Below are 19,779 nucleotides of genomic sequence, written 5' to 3' on the forward strand. Positions count from 1 at the left end.
GCTCCGGACTGAATGAAACTAACCCACACTGACTGGCGGTGTGGCCGGCAGGTAGAACAACATCCTGGTACCAGGGTGCTCTGACTGCACTGTCGAACTGATAGGAATGACCATGAGCGAAAGCTTTGCTGATCTGTTTGAAGAAAGCCTGCAAGAAATCGAAATGAAGCCGGGCGCTATTGTTAGCGGCCAGGTAATCGATATCGACAACGACTGGGTGACTGTACACGCTGGTCTGAAGTCTGAAGGCGTTATCCCTAAAGCTCAGTTCCTGAACGAACAGGGCGAACTGACTATCGCTGTTGGCGATGAAGTTCAGGTAGCTCTGGACGCTGTTGAAGATGGTTTCGGTGAAACTCGTCTGTCTCGTGAAAAAGCCAAGCGTATGGAAGCTTGGGGCGAGCTGGAAAAAGCCTTCGAAGCTGAAGAAATTGTTAAAGGTGTTATCTCCGGTAAAGTCAAAGGTGGCTTCACTGTTGACGTTAACACTATCCGTGCGTTCCTGCCTGGTTCTCTGGTTGACGTTCGTCCAGTACGTGACACTGCTCACCTGGAAGGCAAAGAGCTGGAATTCAAGGTAATCAAGCTGGACCAGAAGCGTAACAACGTTGTTGTTTCCCGTCGTTCCGTACTGGAAGCTGAAAACAGCGCCGAGCGTGAAGAACTGCTGGGTACTCTGCAGGAAGGTCTGGAAGTTAAAGGTATCGTTAAGAACCTGACCGACTATGGCGCGTTCGTAGACCTGGGCGGTGTTGACGGCCTGCTGCACATCACTGACATGGCCTGGAAGCGCATCAAGCATCCTAGCGAAATCGTTAATGTTGGTGACGAAATCAACGTTAAGGTTCTGAAGTTTGACCGTGAGCGCAACCGCGTATCTCTGGGTCTGAAGCAGCTGGGTGAAGATCCATGGGTAGCTATCACTAACCGCTTCCCGGAAGGCACCCGTGCTTCCGGTCGCGTAACCAACCTGACTGACTACGGCTGCTTCGTAGAGCTGGAAGAAGGTGTTGAAGGTCTGGTACACGTTTCTGAAATGGACTGGACCAACAAGAACATCCACCCATCCAAAGTGGTTGCTCTGGGTGACGAAGTTGAAGTTCAGGTTCTGGACATCGACGAAGAGCGTCGTCGTATCTCCCTGGGTATCAAGCAGTGCAAGACCAACCCATGGGAAGACTTCTCCGGTTCCTTCAACAAGGGCGACAAGCTGGCCGGTAAGATCAAGTCTATCACTGACTTCGGTATCTTCATCGGTCTGGACGGTGGCATCGACGGTCTGGTTCACCTGTCTGACATCTCCTGGAATGAAGCTGGTGAAGAAGCTGTTCGTCAGTACCGTAAGGGCGACGAAGTTGAAGCCGTTATCCTGGCTATCGACGCTGAGCGCGAGCGTATCTCCCTGGGTATCAAGCAGCTGTCAGAAGATCCGTTCAACGCCTTCGCTGGCCTGAACGAGAAGGGTACCATCGTTAAGGGTACTGTTAAGGAAGTCACTGCTAAAGCGGCTACCATCGAACTGGCTGAAGACGTACTGGCTACTCTGAAAGCTTCCGAAATCAGCCGTGACCGCGTTGAAGACGCGACTAACGTTCTGAAGGAAGGCGAAGAAGTAGAAGCTCGCATCATCAGCATCGATCGTAAGAACCGCAACATCAGCCTGTCCATCAAAGCGAAGGACGAAGCTGAAGATAAAGCAGCTATCAAGGAACTGCGCAGTGCAGCTCCTGAAGCTTCCGGTCCTACCACTATCGGTGACCTGATCAAGGCTCAGATGGAAAGCAAATAAGGTTAAAATAATCTGATTGCTAAGCCATAAAGCTTGAAAAAAACCGCAGGAGAGATTCTGCGGTTTTTTTTCGCCTGCTGAAAATGTAAGAGGTAATTTCAGCAAGCTAATCAATAGCTTGCTTGATTTCTTGATTTGGGTTAGCTAGGGTAGGAAACGTCTGTACTGGCTTCATGTCCTAAATCGCTGGTAAATCACAAAGAACTTTAAATGGTTGGTGTTTTCGCATTTCAATGGTTAACGGGCTTTGAAATTCGATACCATCAGGGAGTGACAGGGGAAAGGAACCATGGCAATAACCCGGTCTGAGTTGATTGAGCGGCTTGCTGAACAGCAACATCAATTGGCGGTAAAAGACGTCGAACTGGCCATCAAAGCAATAATAGAACAAATGTCACAATCGCTGGCTAACGGAGAGCGTGTTGAAATTCGCGGCTTTGGCAGCTTTTCACTTCATTATCGAGCACCGAGAGTTGGCAGAAATCCAAAAACCGGAGAGTCGGTTTCTCTGGCAGGGAAATACGTCCCGCATTTCAAACCTGGCAAAGAAATGCGTGACAGGGTGAATAGTTCCATGTGAGTCGTTCCATGTAAATAGTCACGTTTTTTAATCTTTTTTTCACCGGTATGACCGGATAGCTGGTCCATCGGGGCTGGTCACTTAATTTGGAGTTTGTTGTTACTATGGTTTCAGTGCTGGGAGCTTGGCTGAAGCGCTTACTGGTATTATTTCTGCTAGTTATCCTGTTGGTCATACTGGTCAACTTTGTGATCAGTAATCCGCAGCCGGTTGATTTCCAATTGGCCGGTATGCAATTGCCTGAACTGAAGGCTTCAACAGCGGTTATTGCTGCATTTATTGTTGGTGGAGTCTGTGGTCTGTTGGTGTCTATGGTGGCGATTGGACGTTTGCGTCTGGCGAATGCCAGCTTCCAGCGTAAGCTGGGACGTCGGGATGCAGAGCTGCAGAAGCTGAGAGCAAACGCCCTCAAGGAACTGAGTTAATGCCTGATGTTGCACTGCTGGCTCTTATCGTAGTGGCCATGCTGGCAGGTTATCTGTTGGGTCGAAGGGATCTTCGAAAAAAGAATCACTCCCAGTCTTCCGGTCAAGCTCTTTCCAAAGAATACTTTGTGGGGCTGAATTATCTGTTGAATGAACAGACCGATGAGGCCATTGAAACCTTTATCAAAGCGCTTGATCTGAATAACGACACCGTTGATACCTATCTGGCACTGGGTAGCCTGTTTGCCCGGCGTGGCGAGGTAGAAAAATCCATTCGTGTGCATCAGGACCTTCTGGCCAGGCCAAGCCTTACGTCTTCACAATCCCTTCGGGTCCAGCTGGAACTGGCAAAAGATTTTATGCAGGCGGGTTTACTGGATCGTGCTGAAGCCATGCTGGCTGACATGGCCAGAAATAATCATGAGTATCGCCTTGAAGCTTTGCAGCAGCTGCTCAAAATCTACGAGCTGGAGCGAGAATGGACCAAGGCTGTCGCCGTCGGTGAAGAGTTGCGTAAAACCGGTGCGGATCGGTATGCAGTGGTTCTGGCGCACTTTTACTGTGAGGGTGCGTTGATCTGTTTGAACCGTAACGACCGGGTTTCTGCCAGAAAGGCCATTCGTCAGGCGTTCACGCGGGATAAAAACTGTGTCAGGGCTTCGTTACTGTTGGCGCGAATGGAGTTTGATGATGGCCGTTACCGGGATTGTATAAAAGCGCTTGAGAAGGTTGCGCAGCAAAATAGCCATTATGTTCCGCTGACTCTGGAGTTGTTAGAGCAGGCTTATGGCCGGCTGGGTAATGTTCGTGGCTTTACTGCTTTTCTTGGACGTTGCCTTATTGAAAGGCCAGGCGGAGCGGTGATCCTTGCCATGACAAAAGTTCTGGCCAGTGATCGGGGCGATGAGCAGGCATTAAGATTTCTGACCGGCCAGCTGGGTAAAAATCCTTCCCTGAAAGGTTTGAATGCTCTTATGACTCTGCAACTGAGAAATCCTGCCGTCGGGAGTTTGCAGAGCATTCGTCTGTTGAAAGAGATGACGGATAAAATGCTTGAGCTTAAGCCAGTTTATCAGTGCAATTCCTGTGGTTTTTCCGGAAAGGAAATGCACTGGATGTGTCCGGGGTGTCATTCGTGGGGAGCCATTGCGCCGGTGCAGGGGATTGAGGGTGAGTGAGGCTTTGCACAGTCGATCAAATTAATCTAAACCTTTAAGTAAGAGCTTGCTTGCAGGCTCGTTTCTTTTTAAGGCGTTGAAGGAGCAAAGCCATGAGAAAGACAATTACCGCACTTCTTACTTCACTGTTTCTTTCCTTTTCGATTCCTCTTTTTGCTGAGCAATCGGTTCAGTCCGGGAAGGTTAATGTTAATCAGGCGACGGTTCAGCAGCTCAATGAGTCATTGGTGGGTGTAGGTCCGAAGATAGCCCGGGAAATTGTTAACCATCGAAAATCTCATGGGGCATTTCAGTCAATGGAAGATCTCGATAAGGTGAAATACATAGGCTCAGTATTATTAGAAAAGAATAAAGATAAGATTGTGTTTGATTAAATAAAGCAGCGATTAAATGTCAGACGCCATGTTCACATTGATGAGCATGGCGTTTTTTTTGATATGGATTGACGGCTTATGCTGATGCGCTGATAAGTTGACAGTGTAAGCAGATACGAACAATGGAGAGCTCAAATGAAGCCTGTCACCATGGTTATCATTGGTGCTGGTAGTCGCGGTAGAGCGTATGCCCGCTATGCCCTGGAGCATCCTGAACAGTTGCAGATTGTGGCCGTCGCGGAGCCAGGAGAAGAGTATCGGGCGCACCTGGCAGAACAGCATAATATCAGACCGGACAGGGTTTACAGTGACTGGCAGGCACTGAGAAAGTGCAAAAAGGTGGCTGATGCAGTTGCTATCTGTACTCAGGATGATTTGCATAAAGAGCCGGCAGTGGCGATGGCGAAGAAGGGTTATCACTTGCTTCTGGAAAAACCCATGTCAGTGAACCCGGACGATTGCCAGGCGATAGTTGATGCGGTTAAAGCCCACAAGGTTATGTTGAGTGTCTGCCATGTGCTGCGTTACACCCCCTACACCGTGCGTTTAAAAAACTTGTTAGACAGTGGTGTTATTGGAGATATCTGTTCTATTCAGCATCTGGAGCCGGTAGGGTATTGGCATCAGGCACATGCATTTGTCAGGGGCAACTGGTCGAAGGAGGCTGTCAGTGCTCCCATGTTAATGTCCAAAGCCTGTCATGATCTCGACTGGTTAAGATATCTGGCCGGAAAGTCCTGTCTGCAGATTTCCTCCTTTGGACAGCTAAGCCACTTTCGTCAGGAACAGAAGCCCGCAGGTGGCAGTGATCGTTGTCTGGATTGCAAGCTTTCCGAAACCTGTCCCTACTCAGCTCAGAATATTTACCTTTACAATGTTTATAAGCCCCGTGTGGGTAACAATACCACTGAAAAGCTATTCGTTGGTGGTTCTGTTAAGCAGTGGCCATGGGACGTGTTGACGCCAGAGCCCTCTTACGAGACGATTATTGAAGCTCTGCGTACCGGCCCTTACGGCCGTTGTGTTTATGCCTGTGATAACGATGTTGTCGATCATCAGGTGGTGAATATGCAATTTGAAGGTGGCATGACGGCCTCATTCACCATGACCGCTTTTATCCCTATGACTGATCGGAAGACCAGTATATTTGGCAGTCGGGGGAGGATTGAAGGCGATGGCAGAAAGCTGTACTGGTACGATTTTCTTTCCCGTACGGAAACGGTTTATGATACGCATGCCTTTGCAGGTAGTTCTGCGGCCGGGGGGCATGCAGGAGGCGATGAGGCATTGATGAAGGCATTTGTGGCTGCGGTAGCCAACAATGATCCTTCCTATATTTTGAGTGGTCCTGATGAAACGATGGAAAGCCATCGGATGGTTTTTGCTGCCGAACAGGCGCGTCGGGAAAATCGTGTCATCAGTCTTCAATGCCTATAAAAAAGGTGTGGAAAGATAACCCGTAATGCAGTTTTATCTTTCCACAAATGAATAATTGCAATGGTTATTATTGATTGAAACGGCGGTTGTTATGATTCTGATTATTGTTTCTGCCTCCACCGTTTCTTTCAGTAGCAAAATTAACCCGCATGTTACGGCCATTGAGTTCTTTTCCGTCCATGCTGAGTGCTGAATCGGCGGATTCTTTTTCAGCAAATGTGACGAAGGCAAAGCCACGGGACCGACCGGTTTCACGGTCAATAATCACACGGATTTCATCAATTTCACCAAATTGTTCGAAAGCAATCTGCAGATCGTTTTCGTTGGCGCTAAAAGGCAGGTTACCTACAAACAGTTTGTTCTGTTGCATGGTAAGAAGGTCTCCAGTAATGACGTTTTTTAACTCGACCATTTGCCTTAGAAACATCGAACGTCATCAGGATTACGTCGTTCTGGGGCAGCAGTAAGTCAGAGTGTTATTAAAATAACCCTGGCAGTCTTTTGCTCAGGACTAAATTGACCTGTTTTCAGACAGGCATCTGTCTACAGATCCAATAACGCACCATAGCAGGGCTCTAGTGAGTTGTACCCAAACGCTTTGGGCATGACACCAGATTATAACCTGTAGTCCTTATGTCAAGGGCGTAAGCAGGAGTTGGTTCCCGGTGTATTGGAACCAACTGTGGTAATTGAATAAGTTCTTTTGTGTTTTTTATTGTTTTTCAATGAATTACAGTTCAACCGGTTATTATTTCAGCGTTCGCTTTAATTGCAGGAACTTCTGACGCAGGTCAATTAGTGATTGCATTGACAGCCAACAAAATGAATCTCTTCATTTTTCAGGCTTAATTTTCCTTTGTCGAGAAACAGTTCTACCAATTGCTCAGCGTTCAGTTCTTTAGCTGAGCAGGTATGAAAACGACTCTCTGAACCAAAGTGCTGAACCATGGTTGTCAGCAGTTCGCTTTTGCTGACTGGCTGGTTGTGTTCGCGGATCAGTTTAAGAACTTTATGGCCGTGGATAGATTTTTGCATTTCGGGCTCCTGAAGATATATTTATTTAAATGCGTAAACATACCTCGGACCTAAAAATAAAACATAGGTACTAATACTTGCCTGGGCTGAATGTTCTATGCTCACTTCTTTTCGGTTACTTACTCGTGAGTTGGGAGTTACTATGAGAATTGCCGGAAACTGGCTGTTATGCCAGCTGTGCAGGGTCATCGTATTGTCAGGGTGGGTTATGGTGCTTGCAGGGTGTGACAAGCCGGTGTTACCAGATCAGAATACAGGGGCAAGTACTGAGGGTCAGAGCATGAACCGCATCGATTCTACTCAATCTGTTGTGAAACGCTATCCGGAGAACATCAGTCACAGTGACCGGGTTAAGGGTGCCATTTTTGGTTATCTCGCTGGGGACGCACTGGGTTTGGGTACCCACTGGTATTACGATCTCGGCGAGTTGCAGAAGGACTTTGGCAGCTGGATTGATCGCTATCAGGATCCCAGGCCAGATGGTAGTCATAGTTTTGTCAATATTAGTCGTTATCGCCATGAACAGGGTTTAAGGGCTGGGGATATTTCCCAAACCGGACAACTGTTTACTTTATTACTGGAGTCGGTTGTTGCTACAGGGCATTACAACGAAACAGACTTCCATGACCGGCTGGATGGTTTTTTCAGTTCGCTGTCTGGTGAGAGTTTTTCCGGACGATTCACGGAATCCACTATCAGGCATATGGTTAAGCAGCGGAGTGAAGGTATCAGCTGGCAGGATCGTAAACTGGCATCCGATTCAGATACCAGTGATGGTGCGCAAATGGCGGTGGTTCTCGCCCTGCTTTATGACGATCCGGAAACGCTGGCGATTGAAGCGGATAATATGATGCAGCCATTTTTCAGTAGCGACTTCATTCGCGGTAATCAGGTGGTTTATGCCCTGACCCTGCAAGCTCTTATGAAAGGGGTGCAACTGGAAGAACTGCGTGATTATTTGTATAAGCAGCTGAAAAAGCCCATGATCCGTTCTTTAATCGGTGGTTATGACAATGTCCATACGGTGGTTAATGGTGCTATTGCCTGGCAGCCGGAAGCGGTGCGGATTGAACCTGCGCTGCATGTTAGTCAGGTGTACGGTATGGACTGTCAGCTGACTCATCTGCTGCCAGCCAGTTATTACCTGATGCACCGTTTCCCGAATAATTTTGAGCAAGGGGTGCTGTCTGCTATCAATGGTGGTGGCAATAACATGGCAAGAGCTGCGCTGACAGGCGCATTACTGGGAGCAATGAATGGTATTCAGGGCATTCCCGAACGTTTCGTACGGGACCTGAATCACTCGAAACACTATATGCGTTTGGCAGAGAAACTGGCGTCACTTCCCTGACTTGGACAACCTGATTCAGCTTTCATTGATCTGCTGGATGGCAACCGATGAATCCCTCGTGTTATCGTTTAATGTATATATAAACAGTCCCTATGGTCGGGACCCTTGCGAGGCTATTTTTTAATAGACTGGGAATGTCTGATAATTCGAGCAAAAAAAACAGTAGAACGGAACGTTCACAACCGGCAAACATTAAGAAAAAGTTTGTGAAGTCATCTATTCGGGACTCCCTGAATGACGCTCTTGCGTTGCGTCTGCGGGAAGCTGGAATGCTGGTGCTGTTGGTCATGGCGGGTTTTCTGTCGGTAGCGCTGATGACCTATGCGCCAGCTGATCCTGGTTGGCATTACGCAGGTTCTGATGGGGAAATTATCAATGCCACAGGGCGTGCCGGTGCCTGGTTTGCCGATTTTCTGTTTTCTCTGTTTGGGCTCTTCGCGTGGATGGTCCCATTGGTATTGTTTGGCAAAGTGGCAATGGTTATCCGCTACCGTTACGACACCTGGCCGTGGAGTCTCAGTCTGTTTGCAGTACGCTTTTCTGGTCTGGTGCTGGCGCTTTGTGCAGGTGCGGCTCTGGCCGGATTGTACTTTCCGGAGCTCACAGAGCTGCCATCGTCTACGGGTGGCATCGTGGGTCATATTATCCTGCAGCAGTTTATGCCCGTATTTAATGGAGTGGGCAGCAGTCTTTTGTTGTTAGCCGTGTTTATAACCGGACTAACACTTTATACCGATATTTCCTGGTTCCGGGTGATTGACCTGGTAGGCAGTCTGGTGATCCGGGCGCTCATCGCCTGCCTGACGGTTGGGCGTCGCTGGGCGACTATTGCTTATCACCGACTGCATCATGCTTTAGATCAGTGGCGTGATCGACGGGCAGAAGCCAGGGCGCGGAAGGCAAGGAAAAAAGAGGAAGCCAAAGTAGTGAACCGTAAAGATAAGGTTGCACCAGCCTTATTGCCAGCTATCGAAGCACCAGAACCTGAAGTCCAAATAGAGCCACAACCCCACAATGTCATCGCAAGTAGCAGCGTTGAAAGCAATCCCCGTAAGGAACGACAGGAAACTCTGTTTGAAGAGTTGCCGGAAGGGCGTTTCCCAACGGTTGGTTTGCTGGATGAAGTGGCTAACTCAAACGGTGGTATCAGTCAGGATGATCTGGATGCGGTATCGCGTTTATTAGAGCTTAAACTCAAAGACTTTGGCGTTGACGCTGAAGTCGTGGCTGCTCACCCCGGACCTGTGATTACCCGTTACGAGATTCAACCGGCACCGGGCACCAAGGCCAGTAAAATCAGTAATCTGGCCAAAGACCTGGCCCGGTCACTGGCTGTCATCAGCGTTCGCGTAGTGGAAGTGATTCCCGGTAAATCTGTGATGGGTATTGAGATCCCCAACGATGATCGGGAAATTGTTTACTTCAGCGAAGTGGTTTCTGCAAAAGCCTTCGACCAGGCCCGGTCGCCCTTATCCCTTGCCCTGGGGCACGATATCAGTGGTCAGCCTGTGGTGGTTAATCTGGCGAAAATGCCCCATTTGCTGGTGGCGGGTACGACCGGTTCGGGCAAGTCGGTGGGCGTTAACGCCATGATTCTGTCCATGTTGTTTAAAGCAGGCCCTGAAGATGTACGACTGATTATGATCGACCCGAAAATGCTGGAATTGTCTATCTATGACGGCATTCCGCATCTGCTGGCACCGGTGGTGACGGACATGAAAGAAGCGGCCAATTCCCTGCGCTGGTGTGTGGCTGAAATGGAACGTCGTTATAAGTTGATGGCGGCTCTGGGCGTGCGCAACCTTGCGGGCTATAACCAGAAAGTCAAAGAGGCTCGCAGTCAGGGCGAACCTTTCCGTGATCCTTTTTTTGAGCCTCTGTCACTGGGCGGAGAAGCACCACCAGAACTGGAGACTCTGCCATTTATCGTGGTTGTGGTGGATGAATTTGCTGACATGATGATGATTGTCGGTAAGAAAGTGGAAGAACTGATTGCCCGGATTGCCCAGAAAGCCCGTGCAGCGGGTATTCATCTGATTCTCGCCACGCAGCGGCCTTCCGTTGATGTGATTACCGGCCTGATCAAGGCTAACGTGCCGACCCGGATCAGTTTTCAGGTATCGAGTAAAATTGACTCTCGTACCATCATTGATCAGGGTGGGGCGGAGCAGCTGTTAGGACATGGTGATATGCTCTATCTGCCGCCGGGAACCAGCGTACCGATCCGTGTTCATGGTGCCTTTGTCAGTGATGATGAAGTTCACCGGGTGGTGGCTGACTGGAAAAAACGTGGCGTACCGGATTACATTGATGACATTCTTAACGGCATTGAAGCCGGTTCGTCCGACGGTAGTGCTTTCAGCGCAGGTCTGGACGGGGACAGCGAACAGGACCCGTTATACGACGAAGCCGTTGCGTTTGTCACGGAAAGTCGCAGAGTGTCCATCTCTTCGGTACAGCGTAAGTTTAAAATCGGTTATAACCGCTCCGCTAATATCATTGAAGCCATGGAGCAGGCGGGGGTGATCAGTCCGGCAGGGACCAATGGTACCAGGGAAGTGATCGCGCCCCCGCCGGTAAAAAATTAATCGGTTGTTTTATTGTTTTTATTGTTGATGTTGCTGCCAGGTTCTATGTTTAAGCATTTAAAAGTCATTGCCCTGTTTTCTGCCGTTGCGCTGTCTGTTGGTTCTCCTGTTAACGTTGTGGCAGCTCCGGTCAAACCGGTTACTGCTCCCCCTGTACAGAAGCATGATGCCAAAGCGGCTGAAAAGCTGACCCGCAAGCTGACTAAAATCCGTACGGTTTCTGCGAAGTTTAAACAGGAGTCGGTTGGCTCTGATGGCCGGACACGTACTGAATCGGGCTCCATGCAGATTAAGCGTCCGGGCAAGTTTCGCTGGAATACCGCGTCGCCTTTTGAGCAGGAGATTGTCTCCCTCGACGAAAAAGTCTGGCTGGTCGATCGTGATTTGCAGCAGGTCATTATTCAGATTCAGGATGAGCGAATGTCCAACACGCCGGCGCAGCTATTGAGCGGTGATGTTAAGAAATTTCTGAAAGATTATCAGATTGGCCTGTATCGTGACGATAAGCAGGAGCGGTATACTCTGACACCCACAGGAGATTCAGACCTGTTCGAAAAACTGGATATTGTTTTTCGTGACGGTGTACTGAGCAGCATTGAGTTGCGGGACTCTCTGGGCGGTCGCCGTCGTGTAGAGCTGAGCGATGTCAATATCAACGGGATGATCAGCGACAGTGATTTCAGGGTTAAGATTCCCAAAGGCTATGATGTAATCGATCAAACCAGTAACACTGAGCAATAAGTTACTATGGCATCACTTTTTGATACTCCCGGCACTCATGCCCGTTTTGAGCCCCTTGCCGCTCGCATGAGACCCAGAAATCTGGATGAATACCTGGGGCAGGCTCATATTCTGGCCCGTGGCAAACCCCTGCGAGAAGCCCTTGAACAGGGCGCTGTTCACTCTATGGTCTTCTGGGGGCCACCCGGTGTGGGAAAAACGACACTGGCTAAATTGATTGCCGGTTTGTGTGATGCCCGCTTTGAAACGCTCTCGGCCGTGTTGTCGGGGGTGAAAGATATACGGGCAGCCGTTGACCGGGCAAGGAACGAACAACTGATGCACAACCGCAAAACGATTCTGTTTGTGGACGAGGTGCATCGGTTTAACAAGTCACAGCAGGACGCCTTCCTGCCACATATCGAAGACGGCACCATTACCTTTATTGGCGCGACCACTGAAAACCCTTCGTTCGAGTTGAATAATGCGCTCCTGTCCCGTGCCAGGGTCTACGTACTGCGTTCGTTGCAACAAGACGATCTCAGGCATGTTATCCGCCAGGCGTTGAGCGATGAGCGAGGTCTGGCAGGGCGGAATGTCATGCTGGAGCCAGAAGCGGAGCAGGTACTCATTCGTTACGCGGATGGTGACGCACGACGGGTTCTGAATATTCTGGAAGTCGCTGCCGACCTCAGCGACGATGGTGTTATAAGGGTTGAAAGCGTCACCGATATTCTGGCCGACAGTGGTCGTCGGTTTGATAAAGGCGGAGAAGCGTTTTACGACCAGATATCAGCGTTTCATAAATCGGTCAGAGGCTCTGACCCGGATGCGGCGCTGTACTGGGCCGCAAGAATAGTAGACGGTGGTGCTGATCCTTTATACATCATTCGTCGTCTGGTGGCGATTGCCAGTGAGGATATCGGCAATGCTGATCCAAGAGCCCTTGAAATCACCATCAACGCCTGGCAGGCCTTTGAGCGGCTGGGTGCCCCGGAAGGGCTTCTGGCACTGGCTCACGCCACGGTTTACTGCGCCTGTGCGGCAAAAAGCAATGCTGTGTATCTGGCCTGGAAAGCGGCACTGGATGATGTGCGTGGCAACCCTTCCCATGAAGTGCCGTTGCATCTGCGCAATGCGCCGACAAAACTGATGGGTGAGCTGGGGTATGGCGCTGAATATCGTTATGCCCATGATGAAGTAGGCGCTTATGCGGCGGGTGAGTGTTATTTTCCGGACACTATGGAACCGAAGCAGTATTATCAGCCCAACGACCGTGGTCTTGAAATAAAAATCAGGGACAAGCTGGCTTTCCTGAAAGATCTGGACGCCAGTAGCTCCAGACAACGAAGGCAGTGAAGCGGTAATTAATTTTATAAAAAGCCTCTGGCTTTCAGGCAAAGGTTGGAGAGCAGGCAGTCTGAAAGACTGCTATATTTCCTCCCGCTGAGGGCTAACAACCTGCTGCATAACAGTACCATCCAGTAATAAGTACTGGCACTGTGAAGTATCTATGACGGTCAAATTCAGACGCCTTTAGCCGTTTCTCACATGGGATACGTTGCCCGATAATACCCGTTTTCAAGTTCCAGCCTCACTTGAGGCAGATACTCAGCTATCGCAGGAACTGGAAACTGCGGCCTGATCAAGGAATTTCTGTCGCTCACCGTAGGGATAATGTCAGATAAACTTCAAAGCTTAAAAGTCTTAAAATGAAGCAATTCAATAAATCGACACTTAGGTTCTTCGCTGCATTCTTTTTCCTGATGCCATTTTGGGTGTTTGCCGAAAACACTCACAATAAGTACGTCTACAAATTTACAACGCCTTCTGGAGGAGAAGAGACAGTAACGATGCAAATGCGTGACATTAATTCTAATACTGATGAAGCAAGGCGGGTTGGGATTATAGTCTGGCCAGGGGATGGGTCTAATAGAACTGGTGTTTCAAGGGCTTACGGCTTAGCCGATTATAGGGACAGGCGACTAGCGAAATACAGCCTATCATGTTGTCTCGGTTTGGCGAAACATTTTTTCACCCCCCGGCTATGGAATTTTCGCGTATTTTCACGTCTAAACCAATGGACTAATTATTTACTCCCCTTGCCATTGAGTAACAGACTGTTTTCATATTTAGATCATCTGGCTAATTATCTTGGTTGGTCATTGTTGTACCCTTCTGACCCTTATTACCACATGAGTTTCGGCATACCTACATTTATTAACCCCGCCAACCTTCGGGAGCTTTGGCACACCAATGAATCCACGTGGGCTTCCCGATACAGGAATAGATCTTTCGGTACTTTGTCAAATGTCAGAGTGACCGGAGTCAGGGAAATAACACCAACTGAAATAACTTATAGCGTAATGGCACCTCATTTCAGCGGAGTCATTACGTTTGGAAGCATTACATTAAATCGAAGAGCAGAAGTCACCCATGCCAATTTTGGACGGTATGGAAGTGTTACGCTTATTTCCTCTTCTTATGAAGTTCCAGATAATGAGCCTGATTTATCCTATTACAATTTTAACTCTTTCTATGGGCCCGTTTACGATGGGTACTGTTCCGATGTGCCCTCTTGCGGTGAGCAAACTTCCGATGAGTCCTCTTCCGATGAGTTCTCTTACGATGAGTGCTGTTCTGCTGGAAATCTTAGGGCTGAGGAACCAGGAGGCTTACAAGAGCCTTCCAGCTCAAGTGAACCGGTCTGCACCAACGTATGCAGATGCAGACACTGCCGCAATAGGCATTTCAGGCAATAAACTCACTACTCAGCCATGTTGACCTCAAATGCCTTTGGCGTAAGAAAAACAGCTAACTGAAAAGTCTTAAAATGAAGAAATCCATTAAATCGATACTGAAGGTCTTTGTTGCATTCCTTTCCCTGATGCCATTTTGGGTGTTTGCCGAAGGTACTCACAATGAATACGTCTACAAATTTATAACGCCTTACGGAGGAGAACAGAAAATAAAGTTGGAAACATCTGACACTCGCATCCATAGTCAGGCTGGTAATTTACTATCTGTTACTGTTAGAACTTCGCCAGAGGGTGGGCTCGAAAGAACTGACCTTCTTACTGCGGGTTTTGCCGTCCCAAATAATAACCCGCAAATAATGACAACGACTGATTTGGATCAGCTTGCTGATATTTTTTCCCCCCGGCTATGGAATTGCCGCATACTTGCAAGTCTAAACCAATGGACTAATTTTCTACCCTGGCCATTAAGTAACAGCATATTTTTATATTTAGATCAACAGGCTAATAACCTTAATAGTTTATTGTTCCCATCCGCCCTGCAACGGCGTTTCAGAATACCTACATTTATTAACCCCGCCAACCTTAGAGCACTTGGGCAGATTGATACATCCTCCCGGGATAATTCAGGCATGGGGCCTTTCGGAGATTTATCGAGTGTCACAGTTACCGGAATCCGGCAACAAACACCAACCGAAACGACTTTTAGCGTCGAGGCACCTCATTTCAGAGGGGGCTCAACGTATGGAAGCATTACGGTAAATAGACGCGCAGAAGTCACCCATGCCAATTTTGGATTGTATGGAAGTGTTACACTTATTTCCTCTGATCATGATGTTCCAAATGAACAGCCTAGAGACTCGGATGGCTATGATTCTGATTACGGTTGTTTCCTTGATGAAGATAATAGTGGAATTGAACAAAGGGGCTCAGAAGGTCATCTTAACTTAAATGATCCACGCACCCCTGAAGGCAGTACCGGTCCATGTGAAGCCTGTGGCTGTCCTTTCCGCGGAGTACGCCGCTCAGATTATCAATAAACTGACCTCATACGTTACTTGGCGTAAGAAAAACAGCTTGCGCCACCCTCATCCATGACAATTAAAGAAACAAACTGTTTTGCACAGCAAAGACGACAAGATCCAGTAAACTCTTTAATCAGGCGGCTGGCTGTCAGGTACGCACAATTTTTTTGATCGGGTCAGGCATTACCTTTATCCAGCAGTTTGGTGCCAAAGATATTGATACCGATCAGCCCCAGTGGAGCAGTGAAAATAATGGCAAGTACTGCCAGGGCCAGAATCAGCTCTCCTTCCGGTAAGCCTGCCGCCAGAGCCACACCGCCCAGTGCTGCCTGTACGGTTGCTTTTGGGCAGTAGGCAATCACACAGAAAATCCGTTCCTGAACTGACAAACTGGAGAACTGGGTAGCGATTAATACCCCGATAGAACGAAATATCAGCCCACCGGCAATGGCTATCAAACCCGTAAAACCTGCGTTCAGGGCGACTTCAATATTGACGGACATTCCGATCAGGACAAACAGAATAATCTGAGCAAAGAACCAGATTTTGCCAAACTGTCCGGACAGTTCAACCGCACTGCTTTCTGCCCGTTCAAGTAACAGAAAACCAACGGTCATAACACCCAGCAGGGCAGCGCTGTCAATCATTTCACCGACTTCCACCATCGCAACAGCGACGGTGAGCAGAATAAGCACTTTCTCTACAACGGCCATTTTGCTGCGCTGGAACAGCCACGCCAGAAACAGGCCAATGATAATACCCGGCAGGAGTCCGGTAATAATGGAAACGGGGATAGCCAGTAGCGCGGAGCTAATACTGATGCTCTCTTCGGTGGTGGCCAGTCCCAGACAGATAGAGAAAAAGGTAATGGCAAACACGTCGTCTACCGAAGCGCCTGCCAGCACAATGGTCGGTACGGCATTTTTTTGCCCGTAACCTTTTGACTGCAACTCCAGCATGGAAGGCACCACCACGGCAGGGGAGACCGCTGCCAGCATAAAGCCGGTCAGACCAGCCACTACCCAGTCAAATCCAAACAGGTAATTCAGGATGACCGTTAGTGCCGCTCCTTCAAAAGTGCAGGGGATAAACGTCATCAGTAGGGCAGACAGTCCAGCCCGTTTAAGGGTGGAGCGACTGATGCCCAGTCCAGCCTTAAGCAGAATAATGATAAGCGCCAGGGTTTTTAGAAAGCCGGAACTTTCATTCAGTGACGCGGGCAGGTTATTGCCAAAAAAGTAACCAATGGCCACGCCCACCAGAACCATGCCCAGAACGGCAGGCAGTTTGATGCGCTGAGTCAGCTTGCCAGCTGCCCAGCCGCCAAACAGGATCAGGAAAAAGAGAATACCAAGATTCATAAGGTCTCCGTGGTGTCAGTCGGGTGGAACTCCATCACCCTGAGTCATCTGACCCAAACCGGGGCGAATATTACCAGATGCATTTAATTTTTCATCTCTAATTTATGCAGTGTGGCGATTGCTGCGAATGTTTGGAATGACCTGAATACCGTTATCGAATGTCATGCTGGCATGGTATATTATCCCGCTTTAATGCTTAATTCTGATCAGGATTGATTGATTTCAGCCCCCCTGTTTTTTCTGGATAGAGCATAATTTCATTGAATATTGAAATTAGGATTAGAGATGTTAGATCCCAAATACGTTCGTAGCCATCCTGAAGAAGTCGCTGCGATTTTGCGTAAAAAGCACTTCGAGCTGGATGTGGAACGACTGAGCGCACTGGAAGAGCGTCGGAAGTCCCTGCAGGTTCGCACAGAGCAACTGCAGAGTGAACGTAAGTCGGGTTCCAAAGAGTTCGGCAAAATCAAGGCTCAGGGTGGCGATATTGCCGAACTGAAAGCCCGGATGGATAAAATTGCTGTAGAAGTAAAAGAGTCTGAGCAGGAGCTGGCCTCCTTGCAGGTTGAAATCAACCAGCTGCTGCTGGAAGTGCCCAACCTGCCCCATGAGTCTGTGCCGGAAGGCAATGACGAAGACGATAACGTTGAAGTGCGCACCTGGGGTACTCCACGCTCTTTTGATTTTGACGTGAAAGATCACGTGGATCTGGGCACGCCGCTGGGGCTGGATTTTGAAACCGGTGCCAAGCTGTCCGGAGCGCGTTTCGCTCTGATGCGTGGTCAGATTGCTCGTCTGCACCGTGCCCTTGCCCAGTTTATGCTGGATGTACAGACCTCTGAACATGGGTATGAGGAAGTGAACACGCCGGCGCTGGTACACGATACCGCTCTGCTGGGTACGGGTCAGCTGCCTAAGTTCAGTGAAGACCTGTTCAGAACAGAAGTGTCAGTAGAAGGTCATAAGCCGTTCTACCTGATCCCAACCTCTGAAGTGACTCTGACCAACATTGTCAGCGATTCTATTGTGGATGCTGATCAGCTGCCTTTGCGGTTCACCGCTCACACCCTCTGTTTCCGGAGTGAAGCAGGCAGTCACGGCCGCGACACCCGTGGTCTGATTCGTCTGCATCAGTTTGAAAAAGTGGAAATGGTGCAGGTGGTTCATCCGGATCACTCCTTCGAGGCGCTGGAAACAATGACTCAGAACGCTGAAGCCATTCTGCAAAAACTGGAACTGCCATACCGTGTGGTGGCCCTGTGTGGTGGTGATCTGGGCTTTGGTGCCACCAAAACTTATGATCTGGAAGTATGGGTTCCTGCTCAGGAGAAGTACCGTGAAATTTCTTCGGTCAGCAACTGTCTGGACTTCCAGGCCCGTCGCATGAAAGCGCGTTTCCGTAACCCTGAAACCGGTAAGCCTGAATTGTTGCACACGCTGAACGGTTCCGGCCTGGCGGTGGGTCGTACGCTGGTGGCGGTTCTGGAAAATTGCCAGAATGAAGACGGTTCCATTACTGTGCCGGAAGCTCTGCGTCCGTACATGGGTGGTGTGGAAGTGTTGTCCGCGTAACCCATTCAGGTTGAACAAAAAAGCCTGAAGTAACAGGAATTGCTTCAGGCTTTTTTGTTTTAGCGTTTTGTTTTGGAGAGAGATTTAATCCTGCGTCACCAGCTCTGAAGGCTTTTCCTGAACAAGGTTGTTCAGCCAGCGTTTCGATATAATCCGGCCAATCACCAGTATGGATTTGGTGAGTTCTTCACCGAGGCTGCAGATAAACACCAGGTAAAGTGGCCAGCCCCACCCGTTAGCGGCAAAGTAAGCCAGGGGTAAACCCACGCCCCACATGCCAGTCATATTGATATAAATAGTGGCTTTAACATCACCACCAGAACGTAGCAGGCCAATAATCCCGGTAAAGTTAATCACTCGCAGCATAAGGGCCAGACCGGAGGCGATCATGACCTGAGAGGCAATCACCATGGTGGTCTGATTAAAGTCGCCAAACAGGCTGACAACATCATGCCGGAATAGCACCATTAATAATCCGATACTGAGCGCCGCCATGGCTGCCAGGGTCAGTACCAGCCAACCTTGTCGCCATGCCCGCTGAAACTGACTGGCGCCGAGATCCTGACTGATAATAATCGAGCAACCCACACCAAAACCGATAAACAGAGACATCAGGATGGCTTCTATGGAGGACACTGCGCTCATCACTGCCAGCTCGTTAACCCCCATACCGGCGTAAATCAGGTTGTAAAGAACGGTGCCAAAAGCCCAGAGACCATCCTGAAAAATGATTGGCAGTGAAATCTGGTAATAGCGTCGCAGCTCTGGCCGCTGTAATGCCTGACGAATATCGTCTAATGAGGGAAGCAGGAACGTTCGTTTAAAGTAGATGTAGCCGACCAGTAACAGGGTCTGGAACAGGCGGGACAGTGTGGTTCCCCAGGCAGAACCGGCAACGCCCAGTGCGGGGAAACCCAGTTCGCCAAAAATCAGAACATAGTTCAGGGCAACATTCACCAGTATGGTAATGAAACCAATGCATGTCGGGGTTTTGGCATCGTTTGCCGCGCGCAATGCTGATTCAAGGGGAATGACGATAGCCGTACAAATAATGGACGGTGCGGTAATCAGCAGGTAGCTGCTGGCCAGTTCCAGCAATTTTAGGTCTTGACTGGCGAGCCCGAGAATCTGTTTTGGAAACAGCATGTAAATAGCAATAAAAGGCAGACTGACGGCCAGTGAAGTAAACACTGCCTGACCTAATGTACGACGAAGGCCTGCTTTATCGCCGGCTCCAATAAACTGCGATGCCAGTACCGTCATGCCACTGCCCAGAGAGGCGGTCAGAACCAGATTAAAGAAGAATATGCGGTTACCCAGACCCACGGCTGCAACCGCGGCCTCACCCAGACGGCCCACCATCATAATATCGATAAGACCAAGCAACGAGAACATCATTGCCTGAATGGATACCGGAATAGCCAGGTTCCAGAGTTTACGAAAAAAGACCTTATTTTCAGCCGGGTGTGATGTTAATGCCTGAATCATGCCGATCCTTTGCGGGTTGCCCTGAATGGACCCTGAAGCGTTGTTAATCGTTTTATGACAGCCATTAATCCGTAGGGCTGTATGTGCACGGACAAAGGTT

The 19,779-nt window shown here is 49.1% G+C and carries 17 protein-coding genes; 13 read left to right on the forward strand and 4 right to left on the reverse strand.

Annotation, left to right across the window (positions count from 1 at the left end; all coding sequences use genetic code 11):
* The first annotated feature begins 112 nt into the window (after positions 1–112).
* The 6 genes from rpsA to NX720_RS22765 all read left to right on the forward strand — a co-directional run bounded on the left by rpsA (position 113) and on the right by NX720_RS22765 (position 5,783).
* Positions 113–1,789: a 30S ribosomal protein S1 gene (gene rpsA / locus NX720_RS22740; RefSeq protein WP_262597738.1), complete on the forward strand. Its 1,677-nt coding sequence runs from the start codon at positions 113–115 to the stop codon at positions 1,787–1,789.
* A gap of 295 nt (positions 1,790–2,084) precedes the next feature.
* Positions 2,085–2,369 (forward strand): integration host factor subunit beta, encoded by a 285-nt coding sequence (ihfB, locus tag NX720_RS22745; protein WP_262601637.1) that lies wholly within the window; start codon positions 2,085–2,087, stop codon positions 2,367–2,369.
* A gap of 104 nt (positions 2,370–2,473) precedes the next feature.
* Positions 2,474–2,794, forward strand: coding sequence for a LapA family protein (locus tag NX720_RS22750; protein WP_262601638.1), 321 nt, complete (start codon positions 2,474–2,476; stop codon positions 2,792–2,794).
* On the forward strand, positions 2,794–3,972 hold the full coding sequence (gene lapB, locus NX720_RS22755; protein ID WP_262597739.1) for a lipopolysaccharide assembly protein LapB: 1,179 nt from the start codon (positions 2,794–2,796) through the stop codon (positions 3,970–3,972). The genes NX720_RS22750 and lapB overlap by 1 nt, the downstream gene beginning before the upstream one ends.
* Positions 3,973–4,064: 92 nt before the next feature.
* Positions 4,065–4,346: a ComEA family DNA-binding protein gene (locus NX720_RS22760; RefSeq protein ID WP_262597740.1), complete on the forward strand. Its 282-nt coding sequence runs from the start codon at positions 4,065–4,067 to the stop codon at positions 4,344–4,346.
* 135 nt (positions 4,347–4,481) lie between these two features.
* Positions 4,482–5,783 (forward strand): Gfo/Idh/MocA family protein, encoded by a 1,302-nt coding sequence (locus NX720_RS22765; protein WP_262597741.1) that lies wholly within the window; start codon positions 4,482–4,484, stop codon positions 5,781–5,783.
* A gap of 67 nt (positions 5,784–5,850) precedes the next feature.
* On the opposite strand, the gene NX720_RS22770 is transcribed toward NX720_RS22765, so the two are convergent.
* Positions 5,851–6,153 (reverse strand): RNA recognition motif domain-containing protein, encoded by a 303-nt coding sequence (locus NX720_RS22770; RefSeq protein ID WP_262597743.1) that lies wholly within the window; start codon positions 6,151–6,153, stop codon positions 5,851–5,853.
* Positions 6,154–6,578: 425 nt separating this feature from the next.
* On the reverse strand, positions 6,579–6,818 hold the full coding sequence (locus NX720_RS22775) for a YecH family metal-binding protein (protein WP_262597744.1): 240 nt from the start codon (positions 6,816–6,818) through the stop codon (positions 6,579–6,581).
* Positions 6,819–7,098: 280 nt separating this feature from the next.
* On the opposite strand from NX720_RS22775, the gene NX720_RS22780 reads away from it, so the two are divergent.
* The 6 genes from NX720_RS22780 (at position 7,099) to NX720_RS22805 (ending at position 15,273) form a co-directional block, all read left to right on the forward strand.
* Entirely contained in the window at positions 7,099–8,169 is a 1,071-nt protein-coding gene (locus NX720_RS22780; RefSeq protein WP_262597745.1) for an ADP-ribosylglycohydrolase family protein, read from the forward strand.
* A gap of 134 nt (positions 8,170–8,303) precedes the next feature.
* Entirely contained in the window at positions 8,304–10,757 is a 2,454-nt protein-coding gene (locus tag NX720_RS22785; protein ID WP_318654065.1) for a DNA translocase FtsK, read from the forward strand.
* A 45-nt stretch (positions 10,758–10,802) separates the two neighbouring features.
* Positions 10,803–11,498 carry an outer membrane lipoprotein chaperone LolA gene (gene lolA / locus NX720_RS22790; protein ID WP_262597748.1) on the forward strand — a complete coding sequence of 232 codons (696 nt, stop codon included), beginning with the start codon at positions 10,803–10,805 and terminating at the stop codon, positions 11,496–11,498.
* Between the two features lie 6 nt (positions 11,499–11,504).
* Entirely contained in the window at positions 11,505–12,836 is a 1,332-nt protein-coding gene (locus NX720_RS22795) for a replication-associated recombination protein A (RefSeq protein WP_262597750.1), read from the forward strand.
* Positions 12,837–13,913: 1,077 nt separating this feature from the next.
* A complete protein-coding gene (locus NX720_RS22800) occupies positions 13,914–14,261 on the forward strand; it encodes a hypothetical protein (protein ID WP_262597751.1) in 348 nt (115 codons plus the stop codon).
* Positions 14,262–14,310: 49 nt separating this feature from the next.
* On the forward strand, positions 14,311–15,273 hold the full coding sequence (locus tag NX720_RS22805) for a hypothetical protein (RefSeq protein WP_262597753.1): 963 nt from the start codon (positions 14,311–14,313) through the stop codon (positions 15,271–15,273).
* Positions 15,274–15,434: 161 nt separating this feature from the next.
* On the opposite strand, the gene NX720_RS22810 is transcribed toward NX720_RS22805, so the two are convergent.
* On the reverse strand, positions 15,435–16,619 hold the full coding sequence (locus NX720_RS22810; protein WP_262597755.1) for a cation:proton antiporter: 1,185 nt from the start codon (positions 16,617–16,619) through the stop codon (positions 15,435–15,437).
* A 285-nt stretch (positions 16,620–16,904) separates the two neighbouring features.
* On the opposite strand from NX720_RS22810, the gene serS reads away from it, so the two are divergent.
* A complete protein-coding gene (gene serS, locus NX720_RS22815; protein WP_262597756.1) occupies positions 16,905–18,191 on the forward strand; it encodes a serine--tRNA ligase in 1,287 nt (428 codons plus the stop codon).
* 84 nt (positions 18,192–18,275) lie between these two features.
* On the opposite strand, the gene NX720_RS22820 is transcribed toward serS, so the two are convergent.
* Positions 18,276–19,679, reverse strand: a complete 1,404-nt coding sequence (locus NX720_RS22820; protein ID WP_262597758.1) for an MATE family efflux transporter — start codon at positions 19,677–19,679, stop codon at positions 18,276–18,278.
* Positions 19,680–19,779 lie beyond the last annotated feature (100 nt).

Origin of the sequence: Endozoicomonas euniceicola (assembly GCF_025562755.1) — a bacterium.
GTDB lineage: Bacteria > Pseudomonadota > Gammaproteobacteria > Pseudomonadales > Endozoicomonadaceae > Endozoicomonas_A > Endozoicomonas_A euniceicola.